The organism is Rhizobium sp. BK316, from assembly GCF_014193695.1.
GTDB lineage: Bacteria > Pseudomonadota > Alphaproteobacteria > Rhizobiales > Rhizobiaceae > Rhizobium.
On record NZ_JACHZR010000006.1, the window covers coordinates 112698 to 125614 of the forward strand.

At 60.8% G+C, this 12917-nt stretch carries 11 protein-coding genes; all 11 read right to left on the reverse strand.

Translation table 11 applies throughout. From position 1 onward, the window contains the following. Window positions 1-104: 104 nt before the first annotated feature. Entirely contained in the window at window positions 105-509 is a 405-nt protein-coding gene (gene mce, locus FHT87_RS25860) for a methylmalonyl-CoA epimerase (protein WP_183730180.1), read from the reverse strand. Between the two features lie 3 nt (window positions 510-512). Beyond that, complete coding sequence (locus FHT87_RS25865; RefSeq protein WP_183805659.1) at window positions 513-2183, reverse strand: ribonuclease J; 1671 nt, start codon at window positions 2181-2183, stop codon at window positions 513-515. Between the two features lie 17 nt (window positions 2184-2200). Continuing rightward, window positions 2201-2965, reverse strand: a complete 765-nt coding sequence (locus tag FHT87_RS25870) for a biotin--[acetyl-CoA-carboxylase] ligase (RefSeq protein WP_183805661.1) — start codon at window positions 2963-2965, stop codon at window positions 2201-2203. Continuing rightward, window positions 2965-4410: an NADH-quinone oxidoreductase subunit NuoN gene (nuoN, locus tag FHT87_RS25875; protein ID WP_183805662.1), complete on the reverse strand. Its 1446-nt coding sequence runs from the start codon at window positions 4408-4410 to the stop codon at window positions 2965-2967. The genes FHT87_RS25870 and nuoN overlap by 1 nt, the downstream gene beginning before the upstream one ends. Window positions 4411-4424: 14 nt before the next feature. After that, window positions 4425-5936: an NADH-quinone oxidoreductase subunit M gene (locus FHT87_RS25880; protein ID WP_183805664.1), complete on the reverse strand. Its 1512-nt coding sequence runs from the start codon at window positions 5934-5936 to the stop codon at window positions 4425-4427. Beyond that, on the reverse strand, window positions 5936-7933 hold the full coding sequence (gene nuoL / locus FHT87_RS25885; RefSeq protein ID WP_183805666.1) for an NADH-quinone oxidoreductase subunit L: 1998 nt from the start codon (window positions 7931-7933) through the stop codon (window positions 5936-5938). The genes FHT87_RS25880 and nuoL overlap by 1 nt, the downstream gene beginning before the upstream one ends. 7 nt (window positions 7934-7940) lie before the next feature. Next, window positions 7941-8249 (reverse strand): NADH-quinone oxidoreductase subunit NuoK, encoded by a 309-nt coding sequence (nuoK, locus tag FHT87_RS25890; protein WP_183730199.1) that lies wholly within the window; start codon window positions 8247-8249, stop codon window positions 7941-7943. Between the two features lie 25 nt (window positions 8250-8274). After that, window positions 8275-8892: an NADH-quinone oxidoreductase subunit J gene (locus FHT87_RS25895; RefSeq protein WP_183730201.1), complete on the reverse strand. Its 618-nt coding sequence runs from the start codon at window positions 8890-8892 to the stop codon at window positions 8275-8277. A 142-nt stretch (window positions 8893-9034) separates the two neighbouring features. Next, complete coding sequence (gene nuoI, locus FHT87_RS25900; RefSeq protein ID WP_183730204.1) at window positions 9035-9526, reverse strand: NADH-quinone oxidoreductase subunit NuoI; 492 nt, start codon at window positions 9524-9526, stop codon at window positions 9035-9037. Between the two features lie 36 nt (window positions 9527-9562). Then, the gene (nuoH, locus tag FHT87_RS25905) at window positions 9563-10609 is read right to left on the reverse strand and encodes an NADH-quinone oxidoreductase subunit NuoH (RefSeq protein ID WP_183730207.1); all 1047 of its coding nucleotides are present in this window, start codon (window positions 10607-10609) and stop codon (window positions 9563-9565) included. A 12-nt stretch (window positions 10610-10621) separates the two neighbouring features. Then, window positions 10622-12703 carry an NADH-quinone oxidoreductase subunit NuoG gene (nuoG, locus tag FHT87_RS25910; protein WP_183730210.1) on the reverse strand — a complete coding sequence of 694 codons (2082 nt, stop codon included), beginning with the start codon at window positions 12701-12703 and terminating at the stop codon, window positions 10622-10624. Between the last annotated feature and the right edge of the window lie 214 nt (window positions 12704-12917).

A 12917-nucleotide genomic window follows, 5' to 3' on the forward strand; every position in this document is an offset into this window, starting at 1 on the left:
AATGGACGCACGGCGCTCCAGCGCTTCGTTTTGCGTGCTTATAAGCGGGAATGCTGGCCAATTCAAAGGCTGTAGATAATTTAGGTCACTCTGCCGCAGCGCGATCAGACCTGCTCCAGCTCAATGAGCGTCCCGAAGAAATCCTTCGGATGAAGGAAAAGCACTGGCTTGCCATGAGCACCGATCTTTGGCTCGCCGTTGCCAAGCACTCTCGCTCCTGACGCCGTAAGCCGGTCTCGGGCGGCGAGGATATCCTCGACCTCGTAGCAGATGTGGTGCATGCCGCCGGCAGGGTTCTTCTCGAGGAAGGCTGCAATCGGCGAGGCGTTACCGAGCGGCTCCAGTAACTCCACCTTGGTATTCGGCAGTTCCACGAAGACGACCGTGACACCATGCTCCGGCAGCGCCTGAGGCTCTGAGACCACGGCGCCCAGCGTGTCACGATAGCTTGCGGTCGCAGCAGCAAGATCGGGCACGGCGATGGCGATATGGTTCACCCGGCCGAGCATCGTTCAGACCCTGGTGATGAAAACAGTGACGACGGGCTTCTTGCCCCAGATGTGATTGGCGGCAGCGCGCACGGCGCGGCGCACAGCCTCCTGTACCATGTCGATATCCTTCCGGCGGGCGCGTGGAATGCTCTCAAACGCACTGATCGCGGCGTCGAACAACCCATCCTCCATATCCTCGCCCTCGTCATCATAGGCCGGCAGGCCGATCGCGACGAGATCGGGCTCGCCGATGATATCATAGCGGCTGTCAAGGACGATGCTGACGGCAACATGGCCGACATAGGCAAGCTTCTTGCGCTCGCCGATACCCATCTCATCAAAATCACCGATCAGCGACCCATCCTTGTAGATGCGGCCATGCGGCGCCTTGTCGATCACCTCGGCCGGCCCCGGCGCGAGCCGCAGCACGTCGCCGTTGCGCACACGCGGCACGGTCGCGATACCGGATTGTTCGGCAAGCTCCTTGTGGGCCGTCAGATGCGTCGCCTCGCCATGCACGGGCACGACGATCTTCGGCCGTGTCCATTCGTACATCTTCTGCAGCTCGTTGCGGCGCGGATGGCCAGAGACATGCACCAGCGCCTCTGTATCAGTGATGATGTGAACGCCCTGCTCCACGAGGCCATTCTTGATATCCTGGATCGCCTTCTCGTTACCGGGGATGGCACGCGAGGAGAAGACGACGATATCGTCGGCGGTGAACGCCACATTGCGCATCTCGTCACGGGAAAGCTTGGCAAGGGCAGCGCGCGGCTCGCCCTGGCTGCCGGTGAGAATGACCACGACCTTGTCGCGCGGAATGAAACCGTAATCCTCCTCGGAGATGAACGGCTTAATGCCCTCCATCAGTCCGATGTCCTGAGCGACATCGCACACGCGCTTCAGCGAGCTTCCGAGCAGCAGCACTTCGCGGCCCGCAGCTTCTGCGGCTTCGGCGACAGTGCGGATACGGCCGACATTCGAGGAGAAGGTGGTGATGGCCACGCGTCCCTCGGCATCTTCGATGATCTTGCGCAGGCTCTCCGAGACATCCTTCTCCGAGGGCGAAACGCCATCGCGCAGCGCATTGGTGGAGTCGCAGAGCAGTGCCAGCACGCCTTCATCGCCAAGCTGGCGGAAACGCGTCTCGTCGGTCAGAGGTCCAAGCGATGGCTCGTGATCGATCTTCCAGTCGCCGGTGTGGATGACATTGCCGAGCGGCGTGCGGATCATCAGCGACATCGGTTCGGGGATGGAGTGATTGACGGCAACACCTTCGATGCTGAAGGGACCGACATTGATCGTATCGCCCGCCTTGAAAATCGTCACCGGCACTTCGCCGATCGCATCCTTCTCGAAATTGCGCTTGGCTTCCAGCAGGCCGGCGGTGAAGGGCGAGGCGTAGACTGGAACATTCAGGCCCGGCCAGAGGTCGGCGAGCGCGCCGTAGTGATCCTCATGGGCGTGGGTGATGATGATCGCCTTGAGGTTCTTGCGCTCATTGGCGAGGAAGCGGATATCCGGCAGGACGAGATCGACGCCCGGTAAATCCGGCCCCGGAAAGGTAACGCCGCAATCCACCATGATCCACTGGCGATGATCCGCCGGGCCGTAACCGTACAGCGCGAGATTCATGCCGATCTCGCCGACGCCGCCCAGGGGCAGGAATACCAGTTCGTCCTGTTTCGCCATAATGTCTATTTTTTCCACTATCCAAAGAATACATCGCCGGCCGCAATCGGCATCATCCTGCCTGTGCCGGTATCGAGCATCAACAGGCCATTATCATCTATCCCGGCGAAATATCCGGAAATCGACCGGTCGGGCAGATTCACGGTTATCTTTTCGCCAATACCACAGGCGACGGCACGCCACCGCGCCGTGATCTCGGCAATACCCTGTCCTTCATTCCAGATATCCAGCACGTCGGCCATCGAGGCGAAGAGGTGGGCGAAGAGCTCTTCGGGCGAAGCTGCACTTCCCTGATCGCGCAGGCAGGTGACGGGATAGATAGGATTGTCGGGCATGACCGACACATTGATGCCGATGCCGATCACGACAGCGTGACGGCCATCCGCCAGCCGTTCACCTTCCACGAGGATGCCGCAGGTTTTCTTGCGACCGATCAGGATATCGTTCGGCCACTTCACCTCCAGCGGCTCGGCGCCGGGCGGCAGCACACTGCGGACCGCCTGATGCACGGCGACCGCGATTGCCAGCGGCAGGGAGGCAAGGCGCTCCATCGGCGCCGGATCGATGAGCAGAAGGGAAGCGTAGAGATTGCCGCGCTCCGAAACCCAAGGACGGCCCCGGCGGCCCCGGCCGCCGGTCTGTCTTTCAGCGGTCACCCAGAGCAGGCCGCCGTCCCCTGCCCGAGCCCGGGCAAGGCATTCCGTGTTGGTCGATGACGTATCCGACAAGGCCTCGTGCCTGATATCGCCGAGCGATATCCGGCGCCGCTTGTCGGAAAACATCAAAACAGCGTTGCTGCGGCGAGTTCAGCCGCGCCGCCGATCGGGCCGCCGATGAGAACATAGGCGGCGACGAAGAGACCGGAGAGACCGAAGACGAGGCGCAGCGAACCGGAGACGCGAGCGAATTCGCCGGTCGCCTCATCGAACCACATCAGCTTGATGACGCGCAGATAGTAGTAAGCGCCGACGACCGAGGCCAGAACACCGATGACGGCAAGCGCATAGAGCTTTGCCTCGATGGCGGCGACGAAGACGAAGTACTTCGCGAAGAAGCCTGCAAGCGGCGGGATACCGGCAAGCGAGAACATCAGCGCGGTCAGCACCACGGCCATGAAGGGGTTCGTCGTCGACAGGCCGGCGAGATCGCTGACATTCTCGACAACAGTGCCGTCCTTGCGGCGCATCGACATGATGATCGCGAAGGAGCCGAGCGTCATGACCATGTAGATCGCCATGTAGAGCATGACGCCGGTGACGCCCGTCTGGTTGCCGGCCGCAAGGCCGACCAGCGCATAACCCATGTGACCGATCGACGAATAGGCCATCAGTCGCTTGATGTTCTTCTGGCCGATCGCCGCAAACGAGCCGAGCAGCATGGAGGCGATCGAGATGAAGACGATGACCTGCTGCCAGTCGGTCAATACCGGCTGGAACGCGCTGATGACGATACGGGTCATCATCGCCATGGCGGCAACCTTCGGTGCGCTTGCGAGGAAGGCGGTGACCGGGGTCGGCGCGCCTTCATAAACGTCCGGCGTCCACATGTGGAAGGGAACGGCCGAGATCTTGAAGGCGATGCCGGCGAGGATGAAGACGAGGCCGAAGACCAGACCGAGCGAGCGTGCTCCTTCGACCGTGAGCGCCTGGGCAACCTCGGCGAAGTGCGTGTGGCCGGTGAAGCCGTAGACCAGCGACATGCCGTAGAGCAGCATGCCCGACGACAGGGCGCCGAGCACGAAATACTTCAGGCCGGCTTCGGTCGACTTCAGGCTATCGCGGTTGATCGCAGCGATGACGTAGATCGCCAGCGACTGCAGCTCGAGGCCGAGATAGAGCGCGATCAGGTCGTTAGCCGAGATCATCAGCATGATACCGAGTGTGCACAGCACCAGGAGAACCGGGAACTCGAACTTGTCGAGCTGGTTTTCTCTGGCGAGACCCATCGACATGAACAGCGCAACGAAGGATCCGATCAGCGCCAGCACCTTCATGAAGCGTGCGAAGCCGTCAGCGAGATAAACCCCGCCATAGGCAAGGCCGTCGCCAGGGATGAAGATCAGCCAGAGGCCGGAGATGGCGATCACGATCATCGCCAGCGTGCTGACGAGCGGCCCGGACCGCTCGCCCGCGAAGACGCCGATCATGAGCAGCACGAGGGCACCGATCGCGAGGATGATTTCCGGCGCGGACAGGTACAGGCTCAGGGAGATTGTTTCAGCAGTCATGTCCTAAAGTCCCGTCATTTCATCGACAGCGCAACATTCTGCGCTGCCTGCACTGCGGCCGAATAGCTGTTGATCAGATGGTCTACGGAAGCTGCGGTCGCATCGAAGACCGGAGCCGGATAGACACCGAAGAAAATGGTGAGCGCGATCATCGGGTAGAGGATGATCTGTTCACGCGGCGAAAGGTCGAGCAGTGCCTTCAGCTTTTCCTTCTCCAGCGCGCCGAAGATCACCCGGCGATAGAGCCAGAGCGCATAGGCGGCCGAGAGAATGACGCCGGTGGCTGCAAAAAGCGCAACCCAGGTATTGGCGCGGAAGACACCGATCAGGGTCAGGAATTCGCCGATGAAGCCCGACGTGCCCGGCAGGCCGACGTTCGCCATGGTGAAGACCATGAAGGCGACGGCATATTTCGGCATGTTGTTGACGAGGCCGCCATAGGCGTTGATCTCGCGGGTGTGGGTGCGGTCATAGACGACGCCGACGCAGAGGAAGAGAGCGGCCGAAACGATACCATGCGACAGCATCTGGAAGATCGAACCCTGCAGACCCTGTGCATTGGCCGCGAAGATGCCCATCGTCACGTAGCCCATGTGGGCAACCGAAGAATAGGCGATCAGCTTCTTCATGTCGTCCTGCATCATCGCAACCAGCGAGGTGTAGATGATAGCGATCACGGACATGGCGAAGACGAGCGGCGCGAAATAGTCCGATGCGACCGGGAACATGCCGATCGAGAAGCGGATCAGACCGTAGCCGCCGAGCTTCAGGAGCACGCCCGCCAGGATGACGGAACCGGCCGTCGGCGCCTGGACGTGCGCATCCGGGAGCCAGGTGTGGACCGGCCACATCGGCATCTTCACCGCGAAGGAGGCGAAGAAGGCCAGCCACAGCCAGGTCTGCATCGCCGGCGGGAACTTGTAGTCCAGAAGCTGGGCGATATCGGTCGTGCCGGCCTGCCAGTACATGGCCATGATGGCGAGCAGCATCAGCACCGAGCCGAGCAGCGTATAGAGGAAGAACTTGTAGCTCGCATAAACGCGGCTCGCACCACCCCAGACACCGATGATGAGGAACATCGGAATGAGGCCGCCTTCGAAGAAGACGTAGAAGAGAACGATATCGAGCGAAACGAAGACACCGACCATCATCACTTCGAGGATGAGGAAGGCAATCATGTATTCCTTCATACGCTTCTCGATCGAGAGCCAGCTTGCGAGCACGCAGAAAGGCATCAGGAAGGTCGTAAGGATGATGAACAGCATGGAGATGCCGTCCACACCGACATGGTAGCCGATGCCGGTGCCGAGCCAGCTATGCTGCTCGATCATCTGGAAGCCCGGATTGGCGTTGTCGAAGCCGATCCAGATGAAGAGCGAGAGGATGAAGGTGAAGACCGTGGTGATCAAAGAGATCCACAGCACGTTCTTGCGGCCATTCTCGGTTTCGCCGTTCATCAGCAACAGGAGCACCACGCCGACGAGCGGCAGGAAGGTGACCGTTGAAAGAATAGGCCAATCGGTCATCAGAAGGAACTCCCGAGCATCATCCAGGTAACGAGCGCCGCAACGCCGATCAGCATCGCGAAGGCATAGTGATAGAGGTAGCCGGTCTGCAGGCGCACGACGCGGTCGGTCACGTTGACCACGCGGGCAGCGACGCCGTTCGGACCGTAGGCATCGATGACGCCGACGTCACCCTTCTTCCACAGGAAGTTGCCAAGCGCCTTGGCAGTGCGGACGAAGAGGAAGTCGTAGAGTTCATCGAAGTACCACTTGTTGAGCAGGAACTGGTAGAGAACACGGTGCTGCTGAGCGAGCTTGCGCGGCGTCGAGGGCGACCGGATGTACATGTACCAGGCGGTCACGAAGCCGAGCAGCATGGCGATGAATGGGCTGAGGCCGACCCAGGCTGGAACGTGATGGAACTCTTCCACCAGTTCGTTCTCGGCGCCGGTGAAGAGCGCGCCCTTCCAGAACTCGGCATATTCCTCGCCGTAGAAACGGCCTTCGAAGAGCACGCCGGCAAAAACTGCACCGATGGCGAGGAGGTAGAGCGGCACCAGCATGACCTGCGGCGACTCGTGGACATGATGCATGACCTCATGCGAAGCGCGCGGCTTGCCGTAGAAGGTCATGAAGATCAGGCGCCAGGAATAGAAGCTCGTGAACAGAGCGGCAATGACCAGCAGCGTGAAGGCGAAGCCGGCCACCGGGGAATGCGATGCATAGGCAGCTTCGATGATGACGTCCTTCGAGAAGAAGCCTGCAAAGCCGACCGGGGTGAAGGGAATGCCGACACCGGTGATCGCCAGCGTGCCGATGATCATCATCCAGAACGTCGCCTTGATGTGCGGACGCAGCCCGCCCATGTAGCGCATGTCCTGCTCGCCATCGACGGCGTGAATGACCGAACCGGCGCAGAGGAAGAGCAGAGCCTTGAAGAAGGCGTGCGTGAAGAGGTGGAAGATTGCCGCGCCATAGGCACCGACACCGAGAGCGACGAACATGTAGCCGAGCTGCGAGCAGGTCGAATAAGCGATGACGCGCTTGATGTCGTTCTGCACGAGACCGACGGTCGCCGCGAAGAAGGCGGTGATCGCACCGATGATCGTAACGACCACGAGCGCATCCGGCGAGTGTTCGAAGATCGGCGACATGCGGGCGACGAGGAAGACGCCGGCGGTCACCATAGTTGCGGCATGGATGAGTGCGGAAACCGGCGTCGGGCCTTCCATGGCGTCCGGCAGCCAGGTGTGCAGCAGGAACTGTGCCGACTTACCCATCGCGCCCATGAAGAGCAGCAGGCAGGCGCCGGTCAGCGCATGCGCCTTGTCGAGATGCATGCCGAAGAGGTTCAGGACCACTTCGCCGGCTTCACCGCCGCCTTCCGCCGGAGCGAAGGTCGCAGCATTGGCGAAGATCGTATCGAGATTGATCGAGCCGAACAGCACGAAGACGGTGGCGATGCCGAGCACGAAGCCGAAATCGCCGACGCGGTTGACGATGAAGGCCTTTATTGCAGCCGCCGATGCCGAGGGCTTCTTGTACCAGAAGCCGATCAGCAGATACGAGGCCAGACCCACACCTTCCCAGCCGAAGAACATCTGCGCGAGGTTGTCGGAGGTCACCAGCATGAGCATGGCGAAGGTGAAGAGCGACAGATAGGCGAAGAAGCGCGGGCGGTGCGGATCGGTGTGCATGTAACCGATCGAGTAGATGTGCACCAGCGTCGAGACCGTGTTGACGACGATCAGCATGACCGAGGTCAGCGTATCGACACGCAGCGACCAGGACACGTCGATCCCGCCGGACTGGATCCAGCGCAGAACCTCGACCTTGATAGCGCCCTCGGGATGGCCGAGCGCGACCGTGAAGAAGACGACCCAGGACAGAACGGCGGCGACGATCATCAGGCCGCTGGTGACATATTCCGACGCCTTGGCGCCGATCGCGCGGCCGAAGAGGCCGGCGATGATCGCGCCGATGAGGGGAAGGAAGACGATAGCCTTATAGAGGAACATGAGCCGCTCAGCCCTTCATCATATTGACGTCTTCGACCGCGATCGAACCGCGGTTGCGGTAGAAGACAACGAGAATTGCAAGACCGATCGCCGCTTCGGCAGCAGCAACGGTCAGAATGAACAATGCGAACACCTGGCCGACGATGTCGTTGAGGAACGATGAGAAGGCGACCATGTTGATGTTGACCGACAGCAGGATCAATTCGACCGACATCAGGATGACGATGACGTTCTTTCGGTTCAGGAAGATGCCGAAGATGCCGATCGTGAAGAGGATGGCGCTGACCGTGAGATAGTGGGAGAGTCCGATGACCATGTTCTTTGTTCCTTGACCTCTCGGTTCAGTTCACGCCCTGGCCCGGCTTGACCTTGACCACCTCGACGGCAGTCGCGGGCGTGCGGGCAACCTGGCGGGAAATATTCTGCCGCTTGATGTTGGTGCGATGCCTCAGCGTCAGCACGATCGCGCCGATCATGGCGACCAGCAGGACCAGACCGGCGATCTGGAAGAAGTAGACGTAATTCGTGTAGAGCACGTCGCCGAGCGCGGCCGTATTGGTGCGCTCTGTGAGAGCCGGAATCGGCATGGCGACCGTCTTGGCGACCTCCGGCGAGATCACGCTGCCGCCGACGACGACGATGAGCTCAGCAGCGAGGATGAGGCCGATCAGCGCGCCGATCGGCGCATATTCGAGAACACCGGCGCGAAGCTCAGTGAAGTCGATGTCGAGCATCATCACCACGAAGAGGAAGAGAACCGCAACCGCGCCGACATAGACGACGAGCAGGATCATCGCCAGGAATTCGGCACCCAGCAGCAGGAAGAGACCGGCTGCATTGAAGAACACCAGGATCAGGAACAGAACCGAGTGAACCGGGTTCTTCGCCCAGATGACCATGAACGCCGACGCTATCGCGACAAAGGCGAAAAGATAGAAAAATAGAGCCTGCAGACCCATGTTGGTGCCTTTTTCATCTTCCCCCGGGCAGCCGGGAGTTTCCCTGCCCGATAGGACCTCGCACAGCCTTCGCCGGCAAAGCCCCGGTGCATGTTGACCGCGGCAGGCAAGAGCGCCCTCTCCGCGGCATTTCAAATCTCAATCAGCGGTACGGCGCGTCGATCGCAATGTTACGGGCGATTTCACGCTCCCACCGGTCGCCGTTTTCGAGCAGCCGCTGCTTGTCGAAGTAGAGCTCTTCACGAGTCTCGGTGGCGAATTCGAAATTCGGGCCTTCGACGATCGCATCGACCGGGCATGCCTCCTGGCAGAAGCCGCAATAGATGCATTTCACCATATCGATATCGTAACGCACCGTGCGGCGCGTGCCATCGTTGCGGCGCGGGCCGGCTTCGATGGTGATCGCCTGAGCGGGACAGATCGCTTCGCACAGCTTGCAGGCGATGCAGCGTTCTTCACCGTTCGGATAACGGCGCAGCGCATGTTCGCCGCGGAAGCGCGGACTGACCGGACCCTTTTCGAAGGGGTAGTTGATCGTCGCCTTCTGCTTGAAGAAGTAGCGCATTGACAGGAAGAAGGCGCCGACGAATTCCTTGAGGAAAAGCGAGTTGATGGAGGCGGACAGGCTTCCCATCTTATTCTCCAATTTTGCCGGAAACGAGGTTGGACATCAGCCGGCCCATCCCGTCAGTTTCAGCACGAATGCAACGATGACGACCATGGCGAGCGACAGCGGAAGGAAGACCTTCCAGCCGAGACGCATGAGTTGGTCGTAGCGGTAACGCGGCACGAAAGCCTTGACCATGGCGAACATGAAGAACACCAGGCACGCCTTCAGCATGAACCAGATGATGCCGGGCACCCAGTTGATGAGCCAGAAGTCGACCGGCGGCAGCCAGCCACCGAGGAAGAGGATCGTCGTCAGCGAGCACATCAGGACGACGGCCGCATATTCGCCGAGCATGAACATCATGTACGGAGCAGAGCCGTATTCGACCATGAAGCCGGCGACGAGTTCCGATTCGGCTTCCGGAAGGTCGAAGGGCGGGCGATTCGTCTCGGCGAGCGCCGAAATGAAGAAGACGATGAACATCGGGAACAGCGACAGCCAGTGCCAGTCGAGGAACGATGCCGGCAGGCCGAGCATGGTGCCAAGGCCCGTATGCTGCGCATTGACGATATCGGTCAGGTTCAGCGAACCGACGCAGAGGAGTACCGTGACGATGACGAAGCCGATCGAAACCTCATAGGACACCATCTGCGCTGCCGAGCGCAGCGCGCCGAGAAACGGATACTTCGAGTTCGAAGCCCAGCCGCCCATGATGATGCCGTAGACCTCGAGCGACGAGATCGCGAAGATATACAGAATACCGACATTGATGTTGGCAATCACCCAGCCGTCGGCGAGCGGCACGACCGCCCAGGTCGACAGCGCCAGAAGCACGGTGACCAGCGGAGCCAGCAGGAAGACCGCCTTGTTGGCGCCGGCCGGAATAACCGGCTCCTTGAAGACGAATTTCAGAAGGTCGGCGAAGGACTGGAACAGGCCGAAGGGACCGACGACATTCGGGCCGCGGCGAAGCTGGACGGCAGCCCAGATCTTGCGGTCGGCAAGCAGGACGTAAGCGATGAAGACCAGCAGGCAGACGAGCAGCAGCAGCGACTGACCGATCATGATGATCGCCGGCCAGACATAGGTCGAGAAGAAAGAATCCATGAGTTCCTGCCCTTACTCTGCCGCGACTTTGAAATTGTTGCGGGCCAATGCCGAGCACTCGGCCATGACAGCCGAGGCGCGCGCTATCGGGTTCGTCAAATAGAAGTCTTTGACCGGCGACGCAAACCCGGATTTGTTCATCTTGCCGGCTTTTTTCGCCAGTGCGGCAATTTGGGCGCTGTTACCTTCGGCGATCTCGTCGACAGCCGCAAAATGCGGGAATGCCGCATAGAGCTTGCCGCGCAATTCGCCGAGGGAATCAAAGGGGAGCTTCTTGCCGAGCACGTCGGAAAGGGCGCGAATGATCGCCCAGTCTTCGCGGGCGTCGCCCGGTGCGAAGCCGGCGCGGCTGCCGATCTGGACGCGGCCTTCGGTGTTGACCCAGGTGCCGGACTTTTCCGTATAGGCGGCAGCCGGCAGGATGACGTCGGCACCATGTGCGCCGTTATCGCCATGCGAGCCGATGTAGACCGTGAACTTCGCGGTCTTGGCTGCGAGGTCGAACTCATCGGCACCGAGCAGGAAGAGCACGTCCATGGCCTTCAGCATTTCGGCAGCGTTGACGCCCTTGGCGCCTGGCACGAAGCCGAGATCGAGGCCGCCGACGCGGGAAGCCGCAGTGTGCAGAACGGCAAAGCCGTTCCAGCCATCGGCGATCGCGCCGACATTGACGGCGAGCTTGGCGGCTGTTGCGAGAACGCCTGCGCCATCGGTACGGGTCAGAGCACCCTGGCCGATGATGATCATTGGCTTGGACGCCTTGGAAAGAACCTCTGCGAAGGCGTGGCCGCCGTCGAGAATGTCCTTCAACGTGTCCGGACCAGCACCGAGGTAATCATACTTGTAGCGCATTTCGCCACCCTCACCAATCACGCCGATCGGGAAGCCGCCGCGACGGTAACGCTTGCGGATACGGGCGTTGAGGATTGCAGCCTCGAAGCGCGGGTTCGCGCCGATGATGAGCAGCGCGTCAGCCTGTTCGATGCCCGCAATGGTCGGGTTGAAGAGGTAGCTTGCGCGGCCGAGCGACGGATCAAGTGCCGCCCCATCCTGGCGACAGTCGAGGTTCTCGGAACCGAGCGACTTCACCAATTCGGAGAGTGCGTACATTTCTTCGACCGAAGCGAGGTCACCGGCGATCGCACCGATCTTGTCGCCCGATGTCGCAGAAACGGCTGCCTTGATGGCGCCGAAGGCTTCGCCCCAGGTCGCCGGCTGCAGACGGCCGCCCTTGCGGACATAGGGCCGGTCGAGGCGCTGCGTCTTCAGGCCGTCCCATACGTGGCGGGTCTTGTCCGAAATCCACTCTTCGTTCACGGCTTCATTGACGCGCGGCAGAATGCGCATGACTTCGCGGCCACGCGTATCGACACGGATCGCGGAGCCGACGGCGTCCATGACGTCGATCGATTCGGTCTTGTTCAGTTCCCACGGACGAGCCGTGAAAGCGAAGGGCTTGGAGGTCAAAGCGCCGACCGGGCAGAGATCGACGACGTTGCCCTGCAGCTCGGACGTCATGGCCTGCTCGAGATAGGTGGTGATTTCGGCGTCTTCGCCGCGGCCGATCAGGCCGAGTTCGGAGATGCCGGCGACCTCAGTCGTGAAACGGACGCAGCGCGTGCAGTGAATGCAGCGGTTCATGACCGTCTTGACGAGCGGGCCGATATACTTGTCCTCGACCGCGCGCTTGTCTTCCTGATAGCGCGACGTGTCGATGCCGAAGGCCATGGCCTGGTCCTGCAGGTCGCATTCGCCACCCTGATCGCAGATCGGGCAATCGAGCGGATGGTTGATCAGCAGGAATTCCATCACGCCTTCGCGGGCCTTCTTGACCATCGGCGTGTTGGTGAAGACTTCGGGCAGTTCGCCGTTCGGGCCGCCGCGGATATCGCGCACGCCCATGGCGCAGGAAGCCTGCGGCTTCGGCGGGCCGCCCTTGACCTCGACGAGGCACATGCGGCAGTTGCCGGCAACCGACAGACGCTCATGGAAGCAGAAGCGCGGAACTTCAGCACCGGCTTCTTCGCATGCCTGAAGCAGCGTGAAATGATCCGGAACTTCGATCTCGTTACCGTCAATCCTCAGTTTTGCCATCGTCACTCAGTCCTGTTTCCCATTCGCCGGGTACCGGCAAACAAACCTATTTTTGCAACATCCATATTGCCAAGGCGGTTATTTCATCCGTCCTGGCGCTGGTATTGCCCAAATTTTCTTTCGCTGGTTCCGAGACCCGGAACCCGCCAGCGGCATTGCGACCCGGAGCCCCTGCCCCGTCGGTCGATCCGCCATTCCTCCAGCCATCGCATTC